At 67.4% G+C, this 26,829-nt stretch carries 19 protein-coding genes; 17 read left to right on the top strand and 2 right to left on the bottom strand.

The window, feature by feature from the left end; genetic code table 11:
• The first annotated feature begins 1 nt into the window (after position 1).
• From ilvG to ABDK56_RS12155, 10 genes are all read left to right on the top strand, one after another.
• Complete coding sequence (gene ilvG, locus ABDK56_RS12200) at positions 2-1,693, top strand: acetolactate synthase 2 catalytic subunit (RefSeq protein ID WP_349808559.1); 1,692 nt, start codon at positions 2-4, stop codon at positions 1,691-1,693.
• Entirely contained in the window at positions 1,690-1,944 is a 255-nt protein-coding gene (locus tag ABDK56_RS12195; protein WP_349808558.1) for an ACT domain-containing protein, read from the top strand. The genes ilvG and ABDK56_RS12195 overlap by 4 nt, the downstream gene beginning before the upstream one ends.
• Positions 1,941-3,521, top strand: a complete 1,581-nt coding sequence (locus ABDK56_RS12190; protein ID WP_349808557.1) for a 2-isopropylmalate synthase — start codon at positions 1,941-1,943, stop codon at positions 3,519-3,521. The genes ABDK56_RS12195 and ABDK56_RS12190 overlap by 4 nt, the downstream gene beginning before the upstream one ends.
• Complete coding sequence (gene leuB, locus ABDK56_RS12185; protein WP_349808556.1) at positions 3,518-4,615, top strand: 3-isopropylmalate dehydrogenase; 1,098 nt, start codon at positions 3,518-3,520, stop codon at positions 4,613-4,615. Before ABDK56_RS12190 ends, leuB begins: the two co-directional genes overlap by 4 nt.
• The gene (gene leuC, locus ABDK56_RS12180; RefSeq protein ID WP_349808555.1) at positions 4,612-6,057 is read left to right on the top strand and encodes a 3-isopropylmalate dehydratase large subunit; all 1,446 of its coding nucleotides are present in this window, start codon (positions 4,612-4,614) and stop codon (positions 6,055-6,057) included. The genes leuB and leuC overlap by 4 nt, the downstream gene beginning before the upstream one ends.
• Positions 6,054-6,617, top strand: a complete 564-nt coding sequence (gene leuD, locus ABDK56_RS12175; RefSeq protein ID WP_349808554.1) for a 3-isopropylmalate dehydratase small subunit — start codon at positions 6,054-6,056, stop codon at positions 6,615-6,617. Before leuC ends, leuD begins: the two co-directional genes overlap by 4 nt.
• Positions 6,614-11,236 carry a glutamate synthase large subunit gene (gene gltB / locus ABDK56_RS12170; protein ID WP_349808553.1) on the top strand — a complete coding sequence of 1,541 codons (4,623 nt, stop codon included), beginning with the start codon at positions 6,614-6,616 and terminating at the stop codon, positions 11,234-11,236. Before leuD ends, gltB begins: the two co-directional genes overlap by 4 nt.
• A gap of 5 nt (positions 11,237-11,241) precedes the next feature.
• Positions 11,242-12,672, top strand: a complete 1,431-nt coding sequence (locus tag ABDK56_RS12165; protein ID WP_349808552.1) for a glutamate synthase subunit beta — start codon at positions 11,242-11,244, stop codon at positions 12,670-12,672.
• Between the two features lie 89 nt (positions 12,673-12,761).
• The gene (locus ABDK56_RS12160; protein WP_349808551.1) at positions 12,762-14,543 is read left to right on the top strand and encodes a tetratricopeptide repeat-containing protein; all 1,782 of its coding nucleotides are present in this window, start codon (positions 12,762-12,764) and stop codon (positions 14,541-14,543) included.
• A 157-nt stretch (positions 14,544-14,700) separates the two neighbouring features.
• On the top strand, positions 14,701-15,684 hold the full coding sequence (locus ABDK56_RS12155) for a TIR domain-containing protein (RefSeq protein WP_349808550.1): 984 nt from the start codon (positions 14,701-14,703) through the stop codon (positions 15,682-15,684).
• Positions 15,685-15,690: 6 nt separating this feature from the next.
• Here ABDK56_RS12155 and ABDK56_RS12150 read toward each other — a convergent pair whose 3' ends face one another.
• Positions 15,691-17,943 (bottom strand): serine/threonine protein kinase, encoded by a 2,253-nt coding sequence (locus tag ABDK56_RS12150; protein WP_349808549.1) that lies wholly within the window; start codon positions 17,941-17,943, stop codon positions 15,691-15,693.
• Positions 17,944-18,055: 112 nt separating this feature from the next.
• Here ABDK56_RS12150 and ABDK56_RS12145 point away from each other — a divergent pair, with 112 nt between their 5' ends.
• Together ABDK56_RS12145 and ABDK56_RS12140 are read left to right on the top strand one after the other, a co-directional pair.
• Positions 18,056-18,769, top strand: a complete 714-nt coding sequence (locus ABDK56_RS12145; RefSeq protein ID WP_349808548.1) for a PP2C family protein-serine/threonine phosphatase — start codon at positions 18,056-18,058, stop codon at positions 18,767-18,769.
• 126 nt (positions 18,770-18,895) lie between these two features.
• The gene (locus ABDK56_RS12140) at positions 18,896-19,561 is read left to right on the top strand and encodes an ABC transporter ATP-binding protein (RefSeq protein WP_349808547.1); all 666 of its coding nucleotides are present in this window, start codon (positions 18,896-18,898) and stop codon (positions 19,559-19,561) included.
• 926 nt (positions 19,562-20,487) lie between these two features.
• Here the strand turns inward: ABDK56_RS12140 and ABDK56_RS12135 are convergent.
• On the bottom strand, positions 20,488-21,135 hold the full coding sequence (locus tag ABDK56_RS12135) for a hypothetical protein (RefSeq protein ID WP_349808546.1): 648 nt from the start codon (positions 21,133-21,135) through the stop codon (positions 20,488-20,490).
• A 291-nt stretch (positions 21,136-21,426) separates the two neighbouring features.
• Between ABDK56_RS12135 and ABDK56_RS12130 the strand changes: the two genes are divergently transcribed.
• The 5 genes from ABDK56_RS12130 to ABDK56_RS12115 all read left to right on the top strand — a co-directional run bounded on the left by ABDK56_RS12130 (position 21,427) and on the right by ABDK56_RS12115 (position 26,813).
• Positions 21,427-21,924: an Hsp20 family protein gene (locus tag ABDK56_RS12130; protein WP_349808607.1), complete on the top strand. Its 498-nt coding sequence runs from the start codon at positions 21,427-21,429 to the stop codon at positions 21,922-21,924.
• Positions 21,925-22,191, top strand: coding sequence for a DUF6894 family protein (locus ABDK56_RS13205; protein ID WP_502959306.1), 267 nt, complete (start codon positions 21,925-21,927; stop codon positions 22,189-22,191).
• A 312-nt stretch (positions 22,192-22,503) separates the two neighbouring features.
• Positions 22,504-23,859 (top strand): S41 family peptidase, encoded by a 1,356-nt coding sequence (locus ABDK56_RS12125; protein ID WP_349808545.1) that lies wholly within the window; start codon positions 22,504-22,506, stop codon positions 23,857-23,859.
• 633 nt (positions 23,860-24,492) lie between these two features.
• Entirely contained in the window at positions 24,493-25,908 is a 1,416-nt protein-coding gene (locus ABDK56_RS12120) for a glycosyltransferase family 2 protein (RefSeq protein WP_349808544.1), read from the top strand.
• Positions 25,905-26,813, top strand: coding sequence for a hypothetical protein (locus ABDK56_RS12115; protein ID WP_349808543.1), 909 nt, complete (start codon positions 25,905-25,907; stop codon positions 26,811-26,813). The genes ABDK56_RS12120 and ABDK56_RS12115 overlap by 4 nt, the downstream gene beginning before the upstream one ends.
• Positions 26,814-26,829 lie beyond the last annotated feature (16 nt).

Genomic DNA, 26,829 nt, shown 5'->3' with positions numbered 1-26,829 from the left:
CATGAGCAGCGCCGCCCATCGCCAGCCCGACGCCGAGCCCGGCCCCGTCAGCGGGGCGCGGCTGGTGGTCGAGGCGCTCGAGCGCGAGGGCGTCACCCACGTCTTCGGCTATCCGGGCGGCGCGATCATGCCGGTCTACGACGCGCTGACCGGATCGAGCCTGAAGCATATCCTCGTTCGCCACGAACAGGCGGCGGCGCTGGCGGCCGACGCCTACGGCCGGGTCACCGGGCGTCCCGGGGTGTGCATCGCGACCTCGGGACCCGGCGCGACCAACCTCGTCACCGGGATCGCCAACGCCTTTCTCGACAGCGTGCCGCTGGTCGCGATCACCGGGCAGGTCGCCTCCCCGCTGATGGGCACCGACGCCTTCCAGGAAGTCGACATTTTCGGCATCACCCTGCCGATCGTGAAGCACAGCTTCCTGGTCCGCCGCACCGCCGACATCCCGCGCATCTTCGCCGAGGCGTTCCGGATCGCGAGTTCGGGGCGGCCGGGGCCGGTGCTGATCGACCTGCCGAAGGACGTCGGCGTGCTCGCCGCGGTGCCCGAGCCGTTCGCGCTTCCCGACGAGACGATCGACCCCGCCCCCGAGGCGGCGATCGCGCTGGCCAACGCGCTGATCGGCGAGGCGCGCCAGCCCGTGATCTATGCCGGCGGCGGAGTCGCGATTGCAAAGGCCGAACGCGCGCTTCGCGACTTCGCGCGCCGAAGCGGCATCCCCGCGGTCGCGACGTTGAAGGCGCTCGGCGCAATCCCGACCGACGATCCGCGCTTCCTCGGGATGCTCGGGATGCACGGCAGCCGCGCGGCCAATGTCGCGATCGACAATTGCGACCTGCTGATCTGCGTCGGCGCGCGGTTCGACGACCGCGCGACCGGCAAGCTCGCCAGCTTCGCCCCGAATGCCAAGGTCATCCACCTCGACGCCGACCCGGCCGAGATCGGCAAGCTGCGCCGCGCCGAGGTGGCGATCGCGGGCGATCTTGGCGAAATGCTCGACCGGCTCGACGCGCGCCCGGCGTGCGACGGCTGGACCAGCCAGTGCGCCGCGCAGAAGAGCCTGTGGGCGCCGCGCTACGACGCGCCCGGCGCCGGCATCTACGCGCCCGCGCTGCTCAAGCAATTGTCGGAGGCCGCGGGCGACAAGGCGATCTTCACCTGCGACGTCGGCCAGCACCAGATGTGGGTCGCGCAGCACTGCCGCTTCGTCCGCCCGCAGGCGCACCTCACCAGCGGCGGGCTGGGGACGATGGGCTATGGCATTCCCGCCGGGGTCGGGGCGCTGCTGGCCGAGCCCGACGCCACCGTCATCACCGTGTCGGGCGACGGGTCGTTCATGATGAACGTGCAGGAACTGGCGACCGTCCGGCGCTATTCGCTGCCGCTCAAGATCGTGCTGATCGACAACAGCCAGCTCGGCATGGTGCGCCAGTGGCAGGAACTGTTCTTCGAGGAGAATTTCTCGGAGATCGACCTCAGCGACAATCCCGATTTCGCCGAGGTCGGCCACGCCTTCGGGATCGAGGCGTTCACCATCGACCGCCGCGACCAGGTCGACGGCGCGATCCGGCGGCTGCTCGGCACCCGCGGGGCGATCCTGTGCCACGTCCGCATCGACCCGCGCGAAAATGTCTGGCCGCTCGTTCCGCCCAACAGCTCGAACGTCGAGATGATGGAGAAGCGCTGGTGACCGAGCGGCTCCACATCGCCTTCACCCCCGCCGAGGGCGCGCTGCTGCGCGTGCTCGGGACGGTCGAGCGGCGCGGCTATGCCGTCCGCGCGATCGACATGGCCGAGCGCGCCGACGGCGGCGCGATGACGATCGAACTCGAGCCGCGCGATTCGAGCCGCCAGGTCGAGATCGTCGCGCGCCAGCTCGACCGGCTGGTCGACGTCCGTTCGGTTTCCATCCTCCAGCAACCCCAAGGATCGCCCCGATGACCCAGATCCGCATTTTCGACACCACGCTGCGCGACGGCGAGCAGGCCCCCGGCTTCTCGATGACGCCCGAGAGCAAGCTGAGGATGGCGCGCGCGCTTGCCGCGCTGAAGGTCGACGTGATCGAGGCGGGGTTCGCCGCCTCCTCGCCCAAGGACGCGCAGTCGATCATGGAAATCGCCGCAGCGGTCGAGGGGCCGATCATCTGCTCGCTGTCGCGCGCGACGCGGGGCGACATCCTCGCCTCGGCCAGCGCGCTGGCGCCGGCGACGCGCAAGCGCTGCCACATCTTCATCGGCACCAGCCCGCTCCACCGCGAGGCGAAGCTGCACATGAGCCGCGAGCAGGTGCTCGAGGCGATCCGCGCCTCGGTCGCCTTCGCGCGCGAGCATTTCGAGGATATCGAATTCTCCGCCGAGGACGCGATCCGCACCGAGCGCGACTATCTGGTCGAAGCGCTGAGCGTCGCCGCGGCGGAGGGGGCGACCACGCTCAACGTTCCCGACACGGTCGGCTACACCACGCCCGAGGAAATCTACGAGCTGTTCTGCCATCTCGACCGGCACGTCGCGCGGAACGGCGACACGATCCTGTCGACCCACTGCCACGACGACCTCGGCATGGCGGTCGCCAATTCGCTGGCGGCGGTGCGCGGCGGGGCGCGACAGGTCGAGTGCGCGATGAACGGGATCGGCGAGCGCGCGGGCAATTGCGCGCTCGAGGACGTGGTCATGGCGCTGCGCACCCGCGCCGCGGTGTACGAGGCGACCACCGGGGTCGACACCACCAAGATCATCGCCGCCAGCCGGACGCTCGCGCAGATCACCAACACCCCGCCCCCGCGCAACAAGTCGATCGTCGGCGCCAACGCCTTCGCGCACGAATCGGGCATCCACCAGCACGGCGTGCTGCAGAACCGCGCGACCTACGAGATCATCAAGCCCGAGGACATCGGCCTGTCGACCGACGGCATCGTGCTTGGCAAGCACAGCGGGCGGCACGCGCTGGCAGCCAAGGCCAAGGCGCTCGGCCACGTGCTCGAGGGCGAGACGCTCGACCATGTGTTCGCCAGCTTCAAGGCGCTCGCCGACGAGATCGGCATCGTCGATACCGCGCGGCTGGTCGCGCTGCTGTCCGAGGCGAAGACCCATCGCCCGCGCGCGCTGTGGAAGCTGTCGAAGCTCGACATCCGCGCGCCGGTCGCGGCCAACGCGTGGCCGGTAGCGCGGGTCGAGCTCGAACATGGCGAGCGCGGCCGCGTGACCGACGTCGCCAGCGCGCCGGGCGCGCTCGACGGCGCGTTCGCCGCGGTCAGCCAGATGATCGGGGTCGACGCGCGGGTCGACAGCATCGACATGCAATATATCGCCGCCGACCGCGACGAAGCCCCCGCCGACGGGCAGGGCGCGAGCGTGCTGGTCGACATGACGGTCGAGGTCGACGGCGAGATCTTCGCCGGGCGGGCGCGGGCGCGCGACATCCTGCCGTGCTGCGTCTCGGCCTATATCGACGCGGTCAGCAACGCGCAGGCGGTTCGCGAGCTTCGCCAGCGCAACGAGCAGAAGGTGGCCGCGGCATGACGCGGATCACCATCCTTCCCGGCGACGGGATCGGGCCCGAGGTCATTGCCGAGGCGGTCGCTTCCCTCCGACAGCTGTCCGTCCAATACGACCTCGGGCTCGAATATGTCAGCCACGACTTCGGCGGGGTCGCGATCGACCGCCACGGCGACCCGCTTCCGCCCGAGACGCTCGCGGCGTGCCGTCGCGGCGACGCGGTGCTGCTCGGCGCGGTCGGCGGCCCGCAGTGGGCGGGGCTGGCGCGAACCCCCGAAACCGGGCTGCTCGAGCTTCGCGCCGCGCTCGGCCTGTTCGCCAACCTGCGCCCGGCCAAGCTGCTCGACGGGCTCGCGCATTTCTCCCCGCTGCGCGCCGATATCGCCCATGGCGCCGACGTGCTGGTGGTGCGCGAGCTGACCGGCGGAATCTATTTCGGCGCGCGCCGGTCGGACGCCAATTCGGCCTCCGACCTGTGCGAATATAGCCGCGGCGAGATCGAGCGGATCGCGCATGTCGCGTTCCAGGCGGCGCGCGAGCGGCGCGGCAAGCTGACCTCGGTCGACAAGGCCAACGTCCTCGCGACCTCGCGACTGTGGCGGCAGACGGTGATCGAGGTCGCGGCGCATTATCCCGACGTCGCGCTCGACCATATGTATGTCGACGCCTGCGCCATGGCGCTGGTCACCGGGCCGCGCCAGTTCGACGTGATCCTGACCGAAAACCTGTTCGGCGACATATTGTCGGACGAGCTGTCGGTGATCGGCGGGTCGATCGGGCTGCTCGGCTCGGCGAGCGTCGGCAGCGAGGGACCGGGCATGTTCGAGCCGATCCACGGCTCGGCCCCGCAGATCGCCGGGATGGACATTGCCAACCCCGCCGGCACGCTCGCCAGCGCGGCGATGATGCTCGATCGGCTGGGCTTCGGCGATGCGGCGCAGGCGCTGACCTCGGCGCTCGAATATACGCTGCTCGAAGGATGCCGGACCCGCGACCTCGGCGGCGAAGCGAGCTGCTCGGGCTTCGGCGCCCGGGTGCGCGAGAATCTGCGCGCCGGCGCCGGGCGGATGACCGCGCACCGCGAGTTGATCGCGATGAACCGCGGATGCTGCGGATGAGCGCGCTGCCCCGCACTCTCTACCAGAAGATCTGGGACGCGCACGTGGTCGAGCGGCGCGACGACGGCCATTGCCTGATCTACATCGATCGTCACCTGGTCCACGAAGTCACTTCGCCGCAGGCGTTCGAAGGGCTTCGCGCGGCGGGTCGGCGGGTGCGCCGTCCCGACCTCACGCTCGCGGTCGCCGACCATAATGTGCCGACCACCCGTGCCGCCGACGGGACGATCGTCCTCGACGACCCGGCGAGCCGCGCGCAGCTCTCCGCGCTCGACGCCAACGTCCGAGAATTCGAGGTCCCGCACATCGACCTGCTCGCCCCCGAACAGGGCATCGTCCACGTCGTCGGGCCCGAGCAGGGGTTCACCCTGCCGGGCACGACGCTGGTGTGCGGCGACAGCCACACCGCCGCGCACGGCGCGCTCGGCGCGCTCGCCTTCGGCATCGGCACTAGCGAGGTCGAGCATGTGCTGGCGACCCAGACACTGTGGATGAAGCCGTCGCGAACGCTCGAAGTGCGGGTCGACGGCGCGCTCGGCTTCGGGGTCACGCCCAAGGACCTGATCCTCGCGATCATCGCCCGGCTCGGCGTCGGCGGCGGCGCGGGCCACGTCATCGAATATCGCGGCGACACGTTCGAGGCGATGAGCGTCGAGGGGCGGCTGACCGTCGCCAACATGTCGATCGAGGCGGGCGCGCGGTCGGGGCTGTTCGCCCCCGACGACAAGACCTTCGCCTATCTCCACGGCCGCCCGCTGGCGCCTGCCGGCGCGGCGTGGGAGCAGGCGACCGAGCGCTGGCGCGGCCTCGCCACCGACCCTGGCGCGCGGTTCGACAGAAGCGTGCGGCTCGCCGCGAGCGAGGTCGCGCCGACCGTCACCTGGGGAACCTCGCCCGACGAATCGGCGCCGGTCACCGGGTCGGTCCCCTTCCCCGACGGGATGACCGACCCCGGCAAGCGGCAGGCGGCGCAGCGCGCGCTCGCCTACATGGGGCTCGAACCCGGGCAGGCGATCCAGGACATTGGCATCGACCGGGTGTTCATCGGCAGCTGCACCAACAGCCGGATCGAGGATTTGCGCGCCGCCGCCGCGGTGGTCCGCGGCCGCCGCCGCGACGAACGAGTGAAACAGGCGCTGGTCGTTCCCGGGTCGGGGCTGGTCAAGCGGCAGGCCGAGCGCGAGGGGCTCGACCGGATCTTCACCGAGGCCGGGTTCGAATGGCGCTCGCCCGGCTGTTCGATGTGTCTCGCGATGAACCCCGACAAGGTCCCCGCGGGCGAGCGCTGCGCATCGACCTCGAACCGCAACTTCGTCGGTCGCCAGGGGCCCGGCGCGCGGACCCACCTGATGAGCCCGGCGATGGCGGCGGCGGCGGCGGTGACCGGCCGGCTGACCGACGTTCGCGACCTCGTCGGCGACAGCGGGGAGCTGGCCGCATGACCCCGCTCCGCCGGGTCGAGGGCCGGGTCCTGCCGCTGCCGATCGACAATATCGACACCGACCTCATCATCCCCGCCGCGCATCTCAAGACGGTCGCGCGCGCCGGGCTCGGCGCGCACGCGTTCGAGGCGCTGCGTTCGCGGCCGGGCAACCCGTTCGACGATCCCGCCACCAGGGGCGCCAAGATCATCGTCGCGCTCGACAATTTTGGCTGCGGGTCGAGCCGCGAGCATGCCGCCTGGGCGCTGAAGGACATGGGGATCGAGGCGGTCATCGCCACCGGCTTTTCCGACATCTTCGCGGGGAACGCCTTCAAGAACGGGATCGCGACCGTGACGCTCGGTCGGAGCGCGGTCGAGACGTTGCTCGAGGCCGGGCACAACCAGAGCGTCGTGGTCGATCTCGAGACGATGACCGTCCGCACCTCGGCGGGCGAAATTTTCACCTTCACGCTGGACCCGTTCCGTCGTGAATGCCTGATCGGGGGGCTCGACGAAATCGCGCTGACGCTGATTCGCGAGCCCCAGATCGCCGCCTACGAACAAAGGGTTGGAATTTGACGCATCGACCGGCGCCCCTTGCCCAGGGCCTCTACGATCCGGCCAACGAACATGATTCGTGCGGGGTCGGCTTCGTCGCCAACATCAGGGGCGAGAAGTCGAACGCGATCATCGCCGACGGGCTCGCGATGCTCGCCAACCTCGACCATCGCGGCGCCAAGGGTGCCGACCCGCTGGTCGGCGACGGCGCGGGCTGCCTGATCCAGCTCCCCGACGCGCTGCTTCGCGACTGGGCGCGCGACAAGGCGATCAACCTGCCCCCCGAGGGCGATTACGCGGGTGCGATGTGCTTCCTTCCGCAGGAGCGCGAGGCGCGCCACGCGGCGGTCCAGCGGCTCGAGCGGTTCGTGACGGTCGAGGGGCAGATCATGCTCGGCTGGCGCGACGTCCCGGTCGACACGACGGGGCTCGGTCAGGCGGTGCTCGATTCGATGCCGGTGATCCGCCAGGCGATCGTCGCGCGCGGCCCGCGCGTCGCCGACCAAGACGCCTTCGAGCGCAAGCTGCTGGCGATCCGCAAGCAGACCCAGAACCCGCTCGCCCGGCTCGCCGACGAGCGTAACCTGCCCGGGCTGACCGATTTCTACATGCCGTCCTTTTCGAGCCGGACGGTGGTCTACAAGGGGCTGCTGCTCGCCAACCAGGTCGGCAGCTTCTACAAGGACCTGACCGATCCGCGCACCGTCTCGGCGCTGGCGCTGATCCACCAGCGTTTCTCGACCAACACCTTTCCGAGCTGGCGGTTGGCGCACCCCTACCGGTTCATCGCCCACAACGGCGAGATCAACACGGTGCGCGGCAACGTCAACTGGATGAACGCGCGGCGCCGGACGCTCGAATCGCCCTTGCTCGGGGCCGACCTCGACAAGATGTGGCCGCTGATCCCGCACGGCCAGTCGGACACCGCCTGTCTCGACAATGCGCTCGAGCTGCTCGTCGCGGGGGGCTATTCGCTCGCCCACGCGATGATGCTGCTGATCCCCGAGGCGTGGGCCGGCGACGCGCACATGGACCCGGCGCGGCGCGCCTTTTACGAATATCATGCCGCGCTGATGGAGCCGTGGGACGGGCCGGCGGCGATCGCCTTCACCGACGGGCGGCAGATCGGCGCGACGCTCGACCGCAACGGATTGCGTCCCGCGCGCTTCTGCGTGACCGACGACGACCGGGTCATCATGGCTTCTGAAAGCGGGACGCTCCCGGTCGCCGAGGAAAATATTGTCCGCAAGTGGCGGCTCCAGCCGGGCAAGATGCTGCTGATCGACCTCGAACAGGGGCGGATCGTCGAGGATGGCGAGATCAAGGCGGCGCTGTCGGCCGAATATCCCTATGCCGACTGGCTCCAGCAGACCCAGTACAAGCTCGAGGAGCTGCCGCCCGCCGAGGGCGCGTCGCCCGCGCCGCGCGAGGAGGCCGAGCGGACCCGCGTCCAGCAGGCATTCGGCTATACCGACGAGGACCTCAAATTCTTCCTCGCACCGATGGGCAGCAACGGCGACGACCCGGTCGGGTCGATGGGGACCGACACGCCGCTGGCGGTGCTGTCGGACCGGCCGCGGCTGCTCTACGACTATTTCAAGCAGAACTTCGCGCAGGTCACCAATCCGCCGATCGACCCGATCCGCGAGGCGATGGTGATGAGCCTGGTGTCGATGATCGGCCCGCGCCCGAACCTGCTCGGCCACCACGCCGGGACGCACAAGCGGCTCGAAGTGTCGCAGCCGATCCTGACCGACGACGAACTCGCCAAGGTGCGCGACATCCACGACATGCTCGACGGCGCATTCCGCACGATGACGCTCGACGCGACCTGGGCGGGTGGGACCGGCAAGGCGCTCGAAGCGGCCTTGAAGCGGCTGTGCTGGGAAGCGACCGAGGCGGTGCTGGCCGACATCAACCTGCTCGTCATCTCCGACCGCGCGGTCGGCAAGGACCGGTTGCCGATCCCCGCCGCGCTGGCCACCGCGGCGGTCCACCATCACCTGATCCGCCAGGGGCTGAGGATGCAGACCGGGCTGGTGGTCGAGACCGGCGAGGCGCGCGAGGTCCACCATTTCTGCGTGCTCGCGGGTTACGGCGCCGAGGCGATCAACCCCTATCTGGCGTTCGAGACGATCGAGGCGCTTCGCGCCGCTGGCGAAATCCGGCTGCCCGCCGAAAAGGCGCGCGCCAATTACGTCAAGGCGGTCGGCAAGGGGATGCTGAAGGTGATGTCCAAGATGGGCATCTCGACCTTCCAATCCTATTGCGGGGCGCAGATTTTCGACGCGGTCGGCCTGTCGTCGGCGCTGGTCGACCAATATTTCACCGGCACCGCGACGATGATCGAAGGCGCCGGACTCGACGAGATCGCCGCCGAGAGCTGCCGCCGCCACCAGCGCGCCTATGCCGGCCCGCGCCCCGACGTCGCGGTCGGCGGCGTCTATGCATGGCGCGTCGGGGGCGAGGCGCACGCCTGGTCGCCAGCCAGCGTCGCCGACCTGCAGCACGCGGTGCGCGGCAACCTGCCCGACAAGTATCGCGCGTTCGCGGCGGCGATCAACGAGCAGAACCGGCGATTGCTGACCATCCGCGGGCTGCTCGACTTCAAGCCCGCCGGTCCCGCGGTTCCGCTCGACGAGGTCGAACCGGCGAGCGAGATCGTCAAAAAATTCGCGACCGGGGCGATGAGCTTCGGCTCGATCAGCCGCGAGGCGCACACCACGCTGGCGATCGCGATGAACCGGATCGGCGGCAAGTCGAACACCGGCGAGGGCGGCGAGGAGCGCGATCGTTTCGTGCCGCTGCCCAACGGCGATTCGATGCGCTCGAAGATCAAGCAGGTCGCGTCGGGCCGGTTCGGGGTCACCGCCGACTATCTGGTCAACGCCGACGAGATTCAGATCAAGATCGCGCAGGGCGCCAAGCCCGGCGAGGGCGGCCAGCTGCCCGGGCACAAGGTCGACAAGCATATCGCCGCGGTCCGCCATTCGACCCCGGGGGTCGGGCTGATCTCACCCCCGCCGCACCACGACATCTATTCGATCGAGGACCTCGCGCAGCTGATCTTCGACCTGAAGAACGTCAACGAGGCGGCGCGGGTGTCGGTCAAGCTGGTGTCCGAAGTCGGGGTCGGCACGGTCGCCGCCGGGGTCGCCAAGGCGCGCGCCGACCATGTCACCATTTCGGGCTACGACGGCGGCACCGGCGCCTCGCCGCTGACCTCGCTGACCCACGCCGGGTTGCCGTGGGAGATCGGGCTCGCCGAGACCCAACAGACGCTCCAGCTCAACGGGCTGCGCGGGCGGATCGCGGTGCAGGCCGACGGCGGGCTTCGCACCGGTCGCGACGTGGCGATCGCCGCGCTGCTCGGCGCCGACGAGTTCGGCTTCGCCACCGCCCCGCTGATCGCCGCGGGCTGCATCATGATGCGCAAGTGCCACCTCAACACCTGCCCGGTCGGGGTCGCGACGCAGGACCCGGTGCTTCGCGCGCGGTTCACCGGCACCCCCGAGCATGTCATCAACTATTTCTTCTTTGTCGCCGAGGAGCTTCGCGCGCTCATGGCGAGCCTCGGGGTCCGCACGCTCGCCGAGATGACTGGGCGCAGCGAGATGATCGAGCCGGCGGCGGCGATCGACCATTGGAAGGCGCACGGGCTCGACCTGTCGCGGCTGCTCCACCGTCCCGACGCGGTCGCCGACCCGAGCCGCCGCCACGTCGGCGCGCAGGACCACGGCCTCGACCACTTGCTCGACCGGCGGCTGATCGCCGATGCCGCCGCCGCGCTCGACCGGCGCGAGGCGGTCGTGATCGAACGCCCCGTCGGCAACGTCGACCGCAGCGTCGGAACGATGCTGTCGGGCGAGGTCGCGCGCCGCTTCGGGCACGAGGGATTGCCCGCCGGGACGATCACGATCCGCCTGACCGGGACCGCGGGGCAGAGCTTCGGCGCCTTCCTCGCGCACGGCGTCTCGCTCGAGCTGATCGGCGACGGCAACGACTATGTCGGCAAGGGGCTGTCGGGCGGTCGCCTCGTCATCCGCCCGCCGGCCGGGACCGGTCGCGACCCCGGCGCCAACATTATCGTCGGCAACACTGTGCTCTACGGCGCGATCGCGGGCGAGGCCTATTTCGAAGGCGTCGCGGGCGAGCGCTTCGCGGTGCGCAACTCGGGCGCGGTCGCGGTGGTCGAGGGCGCGGGCGACCATGGCTGCGAATATATGACCGGCGGGGTGGTCGTGGTGCTCGGCCCGGTCGGGCGCAATTTCGCCGCGGGGATGTCAGGCGGGATCGCTTACATTCTCGACGCCGACGGCGCGTTCGAACGGCAGTGCAACCGCGACAGCGTGACGATCGAGCCGCTCGCCCCGGCGGGAAGCTCGTGGGGCGACGACGGGCCCGAGCCGCGCGCGCGCTCGGTGAGCGATAGCGGCATGGGCAATTTGCTGCGCTTCGACGCCGAGCGGGTGCGCATCCTGCTCGAGCGGCACCACGCCGCGACCGGCAGCGCCAAGGCCGCCGCGCTGCTCGCCGACTGGCCGAACGCGCTCCGGCAGTTCGTGAAGGTGATGCCCAACGATTTCCGGCGGGCGCTGATCGACCTCGAACCCGGCGCCGACGCCGTGGCCGCGGAGTAGTAGAGATGGGACGACCGACCGGCTTCATCGAGATCGACCGCAAGGACCGCGCCTACGCGCCGGTCGCCGAGCGCACCAGCCACTGGCGCGAATTCGTGGTCGATCCGGGCCCCGAGGCGGTCGCCGAACAGGCGAGCCGCTGCATGGATTGTGGAATTCCGTTCTGCCATTCGGGCTGCCCGGTGAACAACCTGATCCCCGACTGGAACGACCTCGTGTCGAACCAGGAGTGGAAGGCCGCCAGCGAACGACTTCACGAGACCAACAATTTCCCCGAGATCACCGGCCGCATCTGCCCCGCCCCGTGCGAGGCGGCGTGCACGCTCAACATCGGCGACGCGCCGGTCACGATCAAGTCGATCGAGGCGGCGATCGCCGACCGCGCCTGGGGCGAGGGCTGGGTCGGCAACCGGCTCGCGCCACGCGGCAGCGGCAAGCGGATCGCGATCGTCGGCTCGGGCCCCGCGGGGCTCGCCTGCGCACAGCAATTGGCGCGGATGGGCCATTCGCCGACGGTGTTCGAAAAGGCCGACCGGATCGGCGGGCTGCTGCGCTACGGCATCCCCGACTTCAAGCTCGACAAGGCGATCATCGATCGCCGCGTCCGGCAGATGGAGGCCGAAGGCGTCATCTTCCGCACCAGCATGAACATCGGCGTCGACGTGTCGGTCGACCGGCTGCTCGACGATTACCACGTGCTGGTGCTGGCCGGCGGGGCCGAGCTCCCGCGCGACCTCGCGGTGCCGGGGCGCGAGCTCGACGGCGTTCACTTCGCGATGGACTTCCTCGGCCAGCAGAACCGCCGCAACGCGGGCGACGAGGAAGGCGATCGCCCGATCAGCGCGCACGGCAAGCATGTCGTGGTGATCGGCGGGGGCGATACCGGCTCCGACTGCATCGGCACCTCGATCCGCCAGGGCGCGGCGTCGGTCACCCAGCTCGAGATCATGCCCGAGCCGCCGGCGCGCGAGAACAAGGCACTGAGCTGGCCGCACTGGCCGTTGAAGCTGCGCACATCCTCGTCGCAGGAGGAAGGCGCGGCGCGCGATTTCGCGGTGATGACCACCGCGCTGACCGGCGAGAATGGCCGCGTCCGGGCGCTGCAATGCGCGCGGGTCGGCGAGGGATTCCAGCCCGCGCCCGACACGGCGTTCGAGCTTCGCGCCGACCTCGTCCTGCTCGCAATGGGCTTCACCGGCTCGCCCGGCGCGGGGCTGCTCGAACAGGCGGCAATCGAGCTCACTCCCGCGGGCAATGCCAAGGCGTCGGTCGACGATTATCGCACCAGCCGCGATGCCGTGTTCGCCTGCGGCGACATGCGGCGCGGCCAGTCGCTGGTCGTCTGGGCGATTCGCGAAGGCCGCGAATGCGCCGCGGCAGTCGATGCGTATCTGGTCGCCGGACGGCAGGACCGGGCGATGGCCGCCGCGCGCTAGGCGCCGTCGGGCGACCCTCTTTTCCGACCGCGACGGAAGCTGGCGCGGGGCGCGCTCGGCCGCTATGCTTGCGTCGGGGGCATAAGCCGATGGAATCGATCGACGAGAGGGTCCGCCTCAAGCTCGCGCATGCCTTGCGCGCGGGCGACATGTTCGCGCTGTTCGAAACCAGCCGCGAGGCGCTGCGCATCGACCCCGACGACCCCGAGGCTCGCTATCTCCAGGCGCTGGCAATGGCGCGGCTCGGCGAGCCGCTCGCGGCGCGCCGTCTTTACGAGCGGAACCGGGTCGAGGCGATCGGCGGCGAGGACGCGGTCGCGCTCAAGGGTCGGATCCTCAAGGACCTCGCGATCCGCGCCGAGAGCGAAGCGCAGGCCGCGCTGTTCCGCGAGGCGAGCGACGCCTATTCGCAGGCCAACGCGCTGTCCGACGGCTATTTCTCGGCGATCAACGCCGCGACCACCGCCTTTCTCGCCGGCGACCGGAAGCGCGCCGCGTTGATTGCGTCGGCGGTCGGCGAGCGAGCCGACATCCGCGATCCCCAAAGCTATTATGCGGCGGCCTCGGCGGCGGAGGCGGCGCTGGTGCGCGGCGAGGTCGAGCGGGCGATCGACCTGCTCCACGCGGCGCGGGCGCGGGCCGATGCGAACCCCGGGATGATGGCCTCGACCTGCCGCCAGGTCGGGCTGATCGCCGACCGGCTCGGCGACGCGGGCCAGGCCGGCGCGCTTCGCGACGCGATCCGCCCCGCCCCGCTGCTCCACTTCTGCGGCCACATGCTCGCCGCCGGGTGGAGCGGTGAAGCGGCGGTCGCCGCGGGGATCGCCGCGGTGCTCGACGGGACCGGCGCGACCATCGGCTATGGCGCGCTTGCCTGCGGCGGCGACATAATGGTGGCCGAGGCGCTGCTCGCACGCGGCGGCGAGGTGCATGTCGTCCTGCCGTTCGCCGAAGAGGATTTCCTGCGCGAGTCGGTCGCGGTCGGGGGCGGCGACTGGGTCGAGCGCTACCAGGCGGTGAAGGCCGCCGCCGAGACGGTGACGCTGGCGACGCAGATGCGCAGCGTCCACGACGACGAGCAGTTCGCTTATTGCTCGCAGCTGGTGATGGGCCTCGCCCGGCTGCGCGCAGCCGTCATGTACGCGCGGATCTTCCAGCTCGCAGTGTGGGACGGCTCGCCGCCGCGCGGCCCCGCCGGCACCGCCGCCGATTGTGCCGAGTGGGCGCGGCAGGGAGGCGAGACGCGGATCGTCCCGGTCCCGCGCGAACGCCCGCCGCTCGCCCGCGCGCTCGCCGCCCCGCGCCAAGAGGCGAGCGTCAACTGGCAGCTGCGGTCGATCCTGTTCGCCGATTTCGCCGGATTCTCGACGCTCGACGAGGACAATCTGTCGCGCTTCCTCGAGGTCGTCATGGCGCGGCTGGCGCGCGTGCTCGACCGACACGAGGCCGACGTGTTGTGCCGGAACAGCTGGGGCGATGCGATCTACGTCGTCGTCCGCGGCCCGGCCGAGGCGGCGGCGCTAGCGCTCGAGATCCAGGCGGCGCTCGACACCGAAACGCTGGCGCGGATCGGGCTTCCCGCCGACGGGGGGATGCGGATCAGCCTCCACCACGGGCCAATCTTCGAGCATTTCGACGCGGTCCAGCGCGGTCCGACCTTCTACGGCACCGAGGTCACCGTCGCCGCGCGGATCGAGCCGCGGGTCCCGGTCGGCGCGATCTACGCCACCCAGCCGTTCGCCGCGCTGAGCGGGGTGGCGAGCGACGCCTATCATTTCGAGCTGGTCGGCAAGATGGACCTCGCCAAGAATTACGGGATGCGCACGCTCTACCGCCTGGTCGCGGACCGTCCGCAGCCGGCGACCGCCTAACCGCCCAGCATGGCCCCGACCCGTTCCGGGACTGCCCGGCCGGCGGCTCTCGACTCTTCGCGGCGGTTAAGGGAGAATAATCCATGTTAAGGCGAGTCGATTCTTCAGCCTGACAGCCGCGAAATCATGGTCCGCCGCGCGGGAGAGGAACGCGGCGGTGCCTGTGGGGGGAAACGAGCCAGTGGTCGGGCACGACATCTTCATCTCGTACAGCCGCGAGGAGCGCGCCGCCGCGCGTCATTTCGCCGACTGCTTCGCGAAGGAAGGGCTGAGCGTCTGGTGGGACGCGGTGCTCCGCCCCGGCCAGACGTTCGACGAGGTGATCGAGCGCGAACTTCGCGCGGCAAAGGCGGTGGTCGTGCTCTGGTCGCCGCGATCGGTCGCCTCGCGCTGGGTGCGCGCAGAGGCCAACCTCGCCGACCGGCTGGAGAAGCTGGTGCCGGTGAAGATCGCGGCCTGTTCGCTGCCGATCATCTTCGAGCTGACCCAGACCACCGACCTCAGCGAATGGGCCGGCGATACCGGCGAGGCCGAATGGCGCGCGCTGATCGAGGACATCCGGCGGCTGGTCGACCCGGCCGGCGGCGCGGTTGAGGCGGCCGCCTCGCCCGCCCCGGTCAATGAGGTGGCGCGAAAGGTCGACGCGCTGATCGCCACCGTCTCGTCGCTCGGCAGCGACCATGACCTCAGCAAGCCGACGCCCGAGGAAGAGGAAGCGACGCGCTTTTTCCAGCGGTCCGACGACTATCGTCGACGCGAGCGCGCGGCGGCGTTCCACGTCATGATCCAGCTCGACCTCGACGGTCACCAGACGCGCCACGTGGTGCCGCCCGCAGGCCTGTTGATCGGCCGCTCGCCGCCGGCCGACGTGCTGGTCGACGCGCCGGGCGTGTCACGCGCGCACTGCCGGGTCGACTTCGTCGGGGGCAAGCTGTGCGTGTCCGATCTCAATTCGACCAACGGCAGCTTCGTCGACGGCAAGCGAGTCAAGGGAAGCGCGCCGCTTGCGCCCGGCGCCCTGCTCCGGATCGGCGGCGCGGCGTTTCGCTACGAGGTCGTCGGAGCCGACGACCCTGCCGCAATCGAACCCCTTACCAGCACGACAAGCGACAACCCCGGGGTCCGCGCGACCGCGCACTGACGCTCCTTACGGCTTCGACTTGTGGAGCAGGAATACCAGATAGTTGCGCGCGAGGTTGGCCTGCTTGATCAGCGCCTGCGCCTCGGCGTCGCTCTTCGCACCGCGGATCGACGAGCCCGAGCGAGCGAGATAATTGTCGTAGCTCTTGGCGAGATCGACGTTCGCCTTCGCCTGCGGGCTGGCCCCGCTCGCCCTGCCGAGCGCGAAGATCTGCCGCGCGGCAGCACGTCCGCTATTCACGATCGCGTCCATCTGTTCGATCCGCGACCCCGGCGCAGACGAGGCGACGACATCGCTGACCTGGCCGTTGCTGATCGCGCTCGCCTTGACCGGCTCGGTCTTCGGCGTGCGCGGCTGTCCCGGCTTGGCGGCGGCGATTTCGACGGCGTCGGGCTTGCCGGGCTTGGCGCGCGCGGCCGTCGCGATCGCGGTCCCCGCCGCGCCGCTTTTCGCCAGCGCGTCGCGGGCAATCGTAAGCGAGGCGGCCGGGTCGGTCGGCGCGGTTGCCGGAACGGCCGCAGCGCGGAGCTGGGCAAGCGACGCCTTCATCGCCTGGACCGACGGATCGCTGGCGGGAACGGCAATCCGCTGCCGCTGCGCGCTTGTGTCGGCATTGTCGGCGAGTGCCTTGGCGAAGGCGAGGTTGGCGGCGATCGCCGCGTTTGAAATCGCTTCGGTCTGTTGGGCGAGGGCGTCGGCTTTCGCCGGCTGTCCGGCCAGCCGCTGGGCAGCGGCGACCTGGCGATCGATCTCGGCGCTCGCCGCCTGGAGCGCGGCGACCGCCGCTTCCGGGGCGTTCGCCGCCTGCGCCTCGCCGATCAGTGCCTGCTCGCCCTTGGCTACCGCCGCGACGTCGGTCGGGGACGATGAGGGGATCGCCGCGTCGCTGATCGCGATGTTGCTCACGGCGGCGCCGCCGCCGGCCTGGCCGCGATGGCCGACGAAATAGGCACCGCTAACCCCCGCCAGCACGACGGCCGCCGCGCCGAGCGCCAGCTGGCCGGGGCGCGTGGCGAGGAAGCCGGGCTTGGCGGAAGCCGCGCTCGGCGTCGTTGCCGCCGCCGGTTTCGACTTCGGTGGCGCGGTGTCGGTCGAAGCGACCGGTTCGGGCTCGGGAGGCAGCGGGGCGCTCGCCTCGGCATCGCCCTCGACCGGCACGATCGCCTCGGGCGCCAACTTGCGGCCCGCGACCGTGTCCTGCCCCGCCCGCTTGAACTCGGCGTCGGCCGGCGAGGCGGGGACCTGCGTCGGCGGAGTCGCGACCTCCTCCGGCCCGTCGGCGGGCAGCGCGACCGGGACGATCTCGGCCGCCTCGACCTCGTGCGCGAAAAAACGAGTCGGCGCATCGCCCTCGTCGACCGCTGGTACCGTTTCCCGCTTCCCGAACATCGGCAGCCATTCGCTGATCGATTGCGGCCGTTCGGCCGGCTTGATCGTCATCCCGGCATCGACCGCGGCCAGGAATTGCGGGCTGTAGCCAGGCCAATGTCCCTCGGCGAGCGGCTTGCCCAGCCCGCCATGAAGCCGTTCGAGAACCTCGGGCGGCTTTTCCCCGGTCACGCATTCGTGGAGCATCACGGCGAGCGCGTAAATGTCGGTCCACGGCCCCTGCTCGTAGGTTTTCACATATTGTTCGATCGCCGCGTAGGGCGGGGTGTGAAAGGTGACCGAGGTGCTGGTCGCTTCCGCCGCCTCGAACCGCGCCGAGCCGAAATCGATCAGCACCGGGCGCCCGTCCTCGTTTATCAGGACGTTGGGCGGCTTGATGTCGCGGTGGAGCACCCCGACCCGGTGGGCGCGTGCCAGCCCTTCGGCGATCGGCTGGAAAATGCCCCACAGGCTTCGTTCGTTGAACCGCCGGCCGTCGCGAAGCAGCTTGGACAGCGATACCCCGTCCTCGAAATCCATCACCATGTAGGCGGTGCCGTGCACCTCGAACAGCGCGCGGACGCTGACGATGTTGGGGTGGCGCGAAGGGGTAGAGAGATTCCACAGCAGCTTGGCTTCTTCGACGAACTTCTTGAGCCCGAGCGCGTGAACTTCCTCGACGTCGGATCCGATCGGGACGACCGTCGCCTCGGCGTCACGGTCGGCGATCGACGAGGGGAAATATTCCTTGATGGCGACGAGCTCGCCGAAATAAATGCCGCGTCCTTTGTAGACGATCCCGAACCCGCCGACGCCGAGCACTTCCTCCAGCCGCCATTCGCGGATGACCGTGCCCGCCGGAAGCGCCTTGTTGCTGTAAGCCTTGCTCACCCCCGACTCCCCCTTTTGTTAATCCTGGCGTATACGCGAAGTTAACCAATCGGCCTATGCCCTTTGACGGGGCCGGCCGACGACACTCGAGCGAGACAGGGGATCGACGGTCGTGGCCAGGTTCGACACCGCCGCCCGGACGCATGTCGGGCTGCGACGCAAGCTCAACGAGGACGGCATCCTGTCCTGCCCGGGCCGTGGCTACTGGGCGGTCGCCGACGGAATGGGCGGTCACGACGCCGGCGAAGTCGCGAGCGCGCGGGCGCTCGACGCGCTGCGCACGCTACCGACCTCCTATCGTCTCGACGACCTGATGGACGCGATCCGCACCGCCCTCATGCGCGCCAACCGCGACCTCATCGCGCTCGCCGGCGGCGGCGAGGAGCGCGTGATCGGGTCGACGCTCGCCGGTGTCGCCATCGCCCGCGACGAGGCACGATGCTTCTGGGTCGGGGACAGCAGGGTGTATCGGCGGCGGGGGGGAAATATCGACCAGATCAGCCACGATCACAGCCTGGTCCAGCAGCTGGTCGACGGCGGGCTGATCGCCGCCGAGGAGGCCGAGAGTCATCCTAACGCCAACGTCATCACCCGTGCAATCGGCGTATCGGATAAATTCGCCGTCGACACCGTCAGCGTCGAGGTTCGCAGCGGCGATCGCTTCCTGCTGGCGACCGATGGCCTGACCCGGCTGGCGACAGCGGGCGAACTGGCGCGCATGGCGGGAATGTCGTCGATCGAGGAGGCGTGCGACGCCATGCTCGCCCTCGCGCTCGAGCGCGGCGCGCCGGACAATGTCTCGCTGATCCTGGTCGAGGTCGGCTGAAAGGACGGCTGTCGCCCCCCGCATCCTTTCGGTAGGCTGGCGCAAATTGTCCGGTCGAGCTTCGAAAGAATCCCTTTGTACAGCGTCGAACTAGCGCAGGTCGCGAAAAGCTTTCGGGGGGTGGAGGTGCTGAGGCCCACCTCGATCGCGATCGAGGACGGCGAATTCCTCGTCATCGTCGGCCCGTCGGGATGCGGCAAGTCGACGATCCTCCGGTTGATCGCCGGGCTCGAGCAGCCCGACGGAGGCGCGATCCGGATCGCGGGGCGCAACGTCGCTGGGATTCCGCCCGCCAGTCGCGGCGTCGCGATGGTGTTCCAGTCTTACGCGCTCTACCCGCACCTCACCGTTCGCGGAAACATCGGCTTCCCGCTGAAAGTCGCGCGGCGGCCGAGGGTCGAGATCGACGCAACGGTCGAACGGGTCGCGGAAACGCTCGGCCTGACGAGCCTGCTCGACCGGCGTCCGGCGGCGCTGTCGGGCGGCCAGCGCCAGCGCGTGTCGATCGCCCGCGCGATCGTTCGCGACCCGTCGATCCTGCTGCTCGACGAGCCCTTGTCCAACCTCGACAGCGAATTGCGTGTCCGGATGCGGCACGAATTCGCGACGCTCCACGCGCGGCTGGGATCGACGATGATCTACGTCACCCACGACCAGGTCGAGGCGATGACGCTGGCCAACCGCATCGTCGGCGGAGATGACCTTAACAGCGTTGCAGCTAACGAGAATTTAAAAATTTCGCTCATGGCTTGGGCATGCTCATCCGGCATTTTTCGGCGAAAGCTACAGTAACCTCGGAGCCCCGCCACGTACTGGAGACCCGTGCTGCCGGCGTCGAAGCGAACCAGGTCGCAGGACATTTGCAGGCGCTTGGGCGGCCTCCATCGGGCACGCGCGGGGAGAATGGGTCGAAGTTGCGCTTCAAAATATCAAGTGCCTTCAGGGTTTCCTTCGAATGGACCAGATTAACGCCGATGCGCTCGTGACGAGCGCTGCCAGTGCCACAATGACGGAAGGATCGAGAATCACCATTCCTCAATGTTCTGCTTTTGTTCTCGTGTAGGAAAGCGATTTTTATGACCGCCGCCGAATGAGCGCGATGATATAGTCAGAGGACGCTTTCAGACTGGGTTACCTAGGCGATCGAAGGGCTTATGACAGGCATGGGGTTCGAATCCATGTCCTTAGCGGAGCATGACGAGGGGCTGAGACCAGGACCGTCGCGGCTCTGTGATGCCCTGGCCGGCCTGCTGAGCCCCACGCTTTGCGACTGCCATAGCGTGGACGCCGCGACGATAAGGCGCATCTGCCGGCCTTAACCAGGAAATGGCAGGACCTTATCGACACACAACTCGTCAGCATGTTCTCTGGCCTCAGTCATCTCATGCGCCACCTTCATCCGCATAAGTGTGTCGGCGTTCAAATGCCTTTTCGAAACGCAACGCCATTCCAGACGAGCGACTAGCTTGCCCGTTGAAAAGCCTGCTGAGCATAGGACGGCGACAGGGCGATCGCCCATCAAGCGCAAGGTCAGCCGCCAGTTGCGAGTAGCGGACGTTGCACGTGTTGCGGCCCGATCGCCAGCCATCACATGGAAGCCGAAATTCGGCGGGGCTTAGAGCTCCTCGCCCCCCCCCGGCCTTTAGACGAGAAGCGAACATCAACTGGACCCGCCGCGGTAGCGACGATCTCCAAAAGCCAACGGAGTCGCGTGGACGTCAAAGTGTGACCGACTGAACGTACGCGCGCGTGCGCAGATCGACCGCTGCCACCGCGAGGATGGACGAGAGTCGGGCAGCGCCATTCGCCAGCCCAAGGAGGTCTTCGAGCTCCCCCGGCACGTCCTTGATGATGTCCAGATGGTAGTCACGCACCTTGATCATCCAGTCAGCCATCCGCGAAAGGCAAGAAGCCATGTCGTCTCGCTCAGCACCGGTCGCCGCTCGAGCGAGCGCCAAATCCGCGCAAAGACGCGCGATAATGCCGCCGTTGCAGATGGAAGCGTCCCAGTCCTTATCCCAATCGTCTTCGGTCTCGCCGAACGAGAGAACATGCTCGGCGGCGCCGACGATGGCCCAGAAGAGAAGATTCACGAACTCACCGACTTTTGCCGAGCGAATCCGTGGATCATCAAGCGCAATGCGGTAGAGTTCCAGAAGGTTCGCTCCCGCTTGGGTCAGGAGGTTGAAATTGCGCCAGACAAGCGTCTGCCCCTGCGAGCGATCAGCCGCACGCGCGAACGCCCCGTATGCCATGTGGTACAAATGGGCCGCCTGCGTCTCGACGTCGCGCGCATAATTCGCGAGCTGAAGGTCCGTGAAGCTCGGGCTGAACCGGACCCCGGCCTGAGGAAAAAAGCTGTACATCATTGTCTCCCTGGCACCGCGTTTCTCCCACGGTGCCCGAGCAGCCTGTTGTCACGACCCCCGAGCGGGAAGGCCCGAATTTGCGAGCCCGATTTGATCGAAGTCTCGATTTGGCCGATAGCGGACGGTCCGCTTAGCGGCGGGAAGGGCTCGTTTGCGATTACTAAATGACCCCTTGAAATGCAGATCGACAAAACCATTTCCTCGCCGCCGGGTGCCAAATCGGGCTCGGTGACGGGCCTCGGCCTAGCGCCGATGTCCGCCAGTCGCTTCAGATGGAGGACATGGAAAATGCCAAGTGCTTTTGATTTTGCGCCGTTTAGGCGCTCGACCGTAGGCTTCGACCGGCTCTTCGAACTGCTGGAGAACAGCGCTTCGGGCCAGTCTCAGGAGAACTACCCGCCTTTCGACCTCGTCAAGGTCGGCGAAAATCAATTCCGCATCTCACTTGCTGTAGCTGGTTTCAGTCAGGCCGAGATCGACATCACCGCGCATCAGAACCAGCTCATCGTCAGCGGTCAGAAGCGCGAAGATGACGGCGCGACCTATATTCACCGCGGCATCGCCAACCGATCGTTCGAACGCCGCTTCGGGCTCGCTGACCACATCACGGTGACTGGCGCGGATCTGAGGGACGGACTCCTATCGATCGAGCTCACGAGAGAAATTCCCGAGGCGATGAAGCCGCGCAAGATCGACATCCGCGGCGGCGAGGACCGTCGGCTCGACGCCCAGTCCCGCGACGCCGAACGGCCGACGAAAACGCCGAAGCAATTACAGGACGCTTGATTGCTGCGCAGGCCCCAGTGTTCCCGGGGCCTGCTGTTTCCAGGAACGACCTCGGCGAGATATTTTTTCAATGTTCATACCGACGATTGCGTAATCCCCGATCTCGTGGGAATGGACCTTCCGCACATCGAGGCGGCCAGAGAATACGCGGCCGCCCATATCGTCGACCTCAGGGAGGCGCGCGTCTTGGCCGGCAACCCGCCCTCTGTCAGTTGGCTAGGGGACGTCGACGAATTTGAACGAGCCGTCCTTCAGATACCCATTTGACGTTTCCTTCGCCCATCGGCCTGACCGCTGGATCTGGCCGGAAGCAGACGGTCGGCTTTACGCTGCGGCCCGCGATTCCGGACATTAACTTCATTGGTCGGCAAAGGTCGCAATCTCGCATTTGCCGACGTCAGCGGCCCGAGTAGGAGTCAGTTTGGCGGCACTCAATGCCGTTCGTAAGCGCGCGTTCTCGGAAAGGCGGAGGACAGGTCGATGAAGATCACTAGACGCGAGCTACTTCCGCTCGTCGGTGTGCCAGTTTTTGGAACGGCAGTCGCCGAACCAAAGCCCTCGACGCCTAGTCGACAAGACTTGGCCAGCGACATCGAAATCCTGCGCGCAGCTCTGATGCTGCACCCAGGCCTCTATCGGTACAACACTCCCGGTCAAATTGAGGCGGCTCTCGTAAGGTTAAGGTCGGATTTTGCACGCTCGGCCGATCTTGCTAGCCGCTACCTCACTCTCGCGCGTTTCCTGTCGCAGATCCGATGCGGCCACACCTATCTCAATTTCTTCAACCAATCCAAAGCGGTTGCAGTTGAGCTGTTCGACCGTCCGACGCGGCTTCCATTCGAATTCGTGTGGCTAGACAGTTCAATGGTTGTCACGCGTGATCCGAGCGGAGCACTTCCTGCAGGATCTGTGATCACTGCCTTAAACGGAAGATCGCCGAAGACCCTCTTGCGCGACTTAGTGCCGTTAGTACGAGCCGACGGACACAATGATGCCAAGCGAATCTCGCTGCTCGAGGTTCAAGGGACAGAGCACATCGAGACGTTTGACGTGTTTCAAGGTCTCGTCGCCCCGCCGCCAGGCGGCATTCACCGTATCAGTGCCATCTTGCCGAGCGGCGCTATCAAGACGTTCGAGATGCCTGGGATTGGTTTGGCCGCGCGAAAGGCACAAATGCCGCTTTCTGCGGCCACCACGCCCATCGCAGCCCTTTGGACTTGGAACGTCCGCGACGACGGGATCGCCGTCCTTACGATGCCGACTTGGGCCACCTATCAATCAAAGTGGGACTGGCGTTCTTGGCTCAGTGAGCGACTCGATCACATTGATGGGGCTAGGGGACTAATCGTCGATATACGCGCCAATGAAGGAGGTGAGGATTGCGGCGACGAAGTGCTAGCTCGCCTCATCTCTAAACCTTATGTTCCGCCTCAGTTGCAACAGCGCTTGCGCTTTACGCGGACGCCGCGCTCGCTCGATCCGTACCTTGATACATGGGATAACAGCTTTCGAACGCTTGGCGTCGGCGGGAAAGCACTCGAAAATGGGTTCATCCTAAGGCCCGGCGGCGAAGCGCAATTATCGATTGAACCCAAAGGAAAGAGACTCGACGTGCCCGTCAGAGTTTTGATCTCGCCGGTGAATAGCTCCGCGACCTTTCAGTTTGCGCAAAACTTCCGCGCTGTTGGCGGCGGAAAGCTTGTCGGCCTGCCCACGGGCGGAAACCGCCGAGGCATCAATGGGGGCTGCTTCTTCTTCGTGCGTCTGCCGGCGAGCGGTCTCGAGTTCGACCTCCCGCTCGTGGGACAATTTCCGACCGTACCACAGCCTGATGCGGGCTTGCTTCCGGATATCTCAGTTCAGCGCACGCGACTGGACATTGCATCTGGGAAGGATGCGACCTTAATTCGGGCGATCGACTCAGTTTCTGTTTAAAAGTGGCCGAGAACGGACCGTCCGCTTTCGGTCGAATAGCGAGCAATACCTGTCTTCGTTCAGCTGGCCGTCGCACCACAGGGAATCTCGTCGATACCGAAGTGTCAATTGCTCCGGCCCGAAAGCGCACCATTCCCGTGTGTAAGTCAGCTATTAACAACTGCCCTCAAAGAGGATCCCTCGCGAAGCGTAACGGGTATAAAATCAGCGCTGGTGATGTTGGCTGTTTGATGGAGAGCGACGACCTAATTTGGTACCCTCGCGTTCCATCTCTTCCGGCGGCGAAGCTCAGTTAATTTCGACTTTAAGTTGGACGAGAGGTGTCGCTAAAATTGTTTAGCGAAGGTTAGTCCCGAGTGCGAGCATTCCCTGAAGGAAGAAGAATCCGCACACCATCAGCCAATCGACTGCCGCTTCGCGAAATCCGACCATTAACCGACTCCCGACAACTTTACGTCGGGGCTTACATGCACGCGACAGGGTTTCGGGCGGGTAAGGTTAGATGGTTAACGCCACCAAGCACAAGTGGCCTTCCGGTCCCTCGGGTAACTTCGCTTTAAATCTCCCGTGCTACGGCGGAGTCGTGCCGAATTAGAGTTTGAAATGACCGTCGATTCCCAACCTTCAGGGCCCGTGGCTTCCCCCCGTCCGCGTGTCCACTCGCTGCGCGGCGAACTTGATCGGCTGCGCGGGGCGCAGCACCGCGCCGCGCTCGAGCGTCGCGACCGACGCTTCTACGTGCCCGTCCCGGTCAAGTTCGCGTTGTCGCTGCTGCTCGCGCTGGCGTGGATGGTTTTCTCGATCTGGGTGTCGCGCCGCTGGTTCCACGACCTCTCGGCGCTCACCCACCCGCTGTTCGCGCTGTGGGCGCTGCTCTTCATCGCCTACCTGCCCGGCTTCATGAACGCGTTTCTGATCTTCACCCTGCTCCAGGATCGCCGTCCGCCGCGTTGCCCGCCCGACCATTATCCGCCGCTGTCGATCCTCGTCGCTGCCTACCAGGAAGAACGGACGATCATCCACACCATGGCCAGCGTCGCGCGCGAACGCTATCCGGGCCAGATCGAGCTGCTGATCCTCAACGACGGCTCGACCGACGGCACCGTCGCCGCGGCCGAACGCGCGGAGGCCGGCCTCCACTGGCAACCGAACGTCACGATCCGGATCCTTAACTACAAGGTCAATCGCGGCAAGGCGGCGGTGCTCAATGCGGGACTCGGAGCAGCGACGCACGACATGATCGTCACGGTCGACGCAGACACCCGCCTTCGCGCCAACAGCCTGACCCGGATCGTCGAGCGCTTCCTGTCCGACCCGCCAAACACAATGGCGGTCGCTGGCGCGATCCTCGTCGCCAACTCGCGCGACACGCTGATGGCCGGAATGCAGGAGTGGGACTATTTTCACGGCATCGCGGCGGTGAAGCGGATGCAGTCGATGTATCACGGCACGCTGGTCGCGCAGGGCGCCTTTTCACTCTACCGCAAGGATGCCCTGACGGCGATCGGCGGCTGGCCGAGCTGCGTCGGCGAGGATATCGTCATGACCTGGGCGATGCTCCGGCAGGGCTGGCGTACCGGCTATGCCGAGGACGCCGTCGCCTTCACCAATGCCCCTGGCGGTTACCGCCAGTTCGCGCACCAGCGCCGCCGCTGGGCGCGCGGGATGATCGAGGCATTCCACCATCACAAGGCGCTGTTGGTCAAGCCGCGGCTGTCGACCATGTTCATCTGGTGGAACCTGCTGTTCCTGCCGATGGACCTGACCTTCACCTTCATCTTCCTGCCCGGAATCATAGCCGCGCTGATGGGGCATTACTGGCTAGCGGGGCCGATGACGCTGCTCACCCTGCCGCTCGCGGCGCTGTGGAACCTCATCATCTACCGGATCCAGAACCGCATGTTCCGCGACCAGGGGCTGCACGTGCGGCGCAACTTTGTCGCTTTGGTCGGCTACATCCTGTTCTACGCGGTATTGATGCAGCCGGTGTCGCTGTGGGGCTATGTGTCCGAACTCGTCGGGCGAAAGAAGAAATGGGGAACCAAATGACGAAGATCTTCGCCGCCGCGTCGGCCGCGCTCGCTCTCGCCGCGCCCGCCTTCGCCGCCGAACCGCCTGCCCCGGCGCACGCAGTCGGCGCCGACGTCACTTATTCGTCCGACGCCGACCAGACCGAGATGGTCCGCGTAGGCGTGAACGGGAACCTCGCCTACCGCGACGAGGAACATTATCTCGGCTTCCGGATCGAACGCACATGGTATCGCCCCAACGGCGCGCTGACCAAGCGCGATGATAGGGTTTACGTGCTCGCCGCGGGGGGCAGCGACTGGAAATATGCGCTGCAGCTCGGGACCAACGGCGACACCGTGCTGGGCAGCGGAAGCGTCCACAACGAGGCGCGGCTGCGGCAGGAATATTTCGTCGAGCGCGACCGGCTCGAGACCCCGCAGGGCGCGACCCGCGGGCTCTATTACACTTTCGGCGGCGCGAGCGTCGACCTCCCCTTTTCCGACCGCGCCCAGCTCACCCTGCTCGGCGGCCTCCAGGAATTCACCGGGCGCAACGTCCGCACCCACCTGCGCGCCAACGCCATCGCGGTGGTCGCGCCCGACTGGGGGCTGAGCCTCCAGCTGCGCACCCGCTACTTCCACGACAGCGTTCCCTACGAATACGACTATTATTCGCCGCGCTGGTATGCCGAGGTGCTACCGGTGGTGCAGGTCCGTCGCTTCATCGGCGGCTGGCGCCTGCTTGCCGCCGCAGGTTGGGGCGCGCATAAGGATTCGGTCAGCGACTGGCGCCAGTCGCGCTACCTAAACCTGCGCGCGACAAGCCCGACTGATCGCCGCGGATGGGCAATGAAAGGCGATCTCACATATTCGAATCAGCCTGTGACCAATGCGAGCAACTATGACTACCTGCGCGTTAGCGCTGGTTTGACCCGGGTTTTTTAGAACGTTTGCCTCTCGA

Origin of the sequence: Sphingomonas sp. ASV193 (assembly GCF_040203355.1) — a bacterium.
Lineage (GTDB): Bacteria > Pseudomonadota > Alphaproteobacteria > Sphingomonadales > Sphingomonadaceae > Sphingomicrobium.
This window is presented reverse-complemented; position numbering and strand designations above follow the sequence as displayed.

What these genes read in the sequence shown, in the direction of transcription:
- ilvG (WP_349808559.1), top strand. Translation starts at nt 2, where the DNA reads ATGAGCAGCGCCGCCCATCGCCAGCCCGACGCCGAGCCCGGCCCCGTC.
- ABDK56_RS12190 (WP_349808557.1), top strand. Translation starts at nt 1,941, where the DNA reads ATGACCCAGATCCGCATTTTCGACACCACGCTGCGCGACGGCGAGCAG.
- leuB (WP_349808556.1), top strand. Translation starts at nt 3,518, where the DNA reads ATGACGCGGATCACCATCCTTCCCGGCGACGGGATCGGGCCCGAGGTC.
- leuC (WP_349808555.1), top strand. Translation starts at nt 4,612, where the DNA reads ATGAGCGCGCTGCCCCGCACTCTCTACCAGAAGATCTGGGACGCGCAC.
- leuD (WP_349808554.1), top strand. Translation starts at nt 6,054, where the DNA reads ATGACCCCGCTCCGCCGGGTCGAGGGCCGGGTCCTGCCGCTGCCGATC.
- ABDK56_RS12165 (WP_349808552.1), top strand. Translation starts at nt 11,242, where the DNA reads ATGGGACGACCGACCGGCTTCATCGAGATCGACCGCAAGGACCGCGCC.
- ABDK56_RS12160 (WP_349808551.1), top strand. Translation starts at nt 12,762, where the DNA reads ATGGAATCGATCGACGAGAGGGTCCGCCTCAAGCTCGCGCATGCCTTG.
- ABDK56_RS12135 (WP_349808546.1), bottom strand. Translation starts at nt 21,135, where the DNA reads ATGTACAGCTTTTTTCCTCAGGCCGGGGTCCGGTTCAGCCCGAGCTTC.
- ABDK56_RS12130 (WP_349808607.1), top strand. Translation starts at nt 21,427, where the DNA reads ATGCCAAGTGCTTTTGATTTTGCGCCGTTTAGGCGCTCGACCGTAGGC.
- ABDK56_RS12115 (WP_349808543.1), top strand. Translation starts at nt 25,905, where the DNA reads ATGACGAAGATCTTCGCCGCCGCGTCGGCCGCGCTCGCTCTCGCCGCG.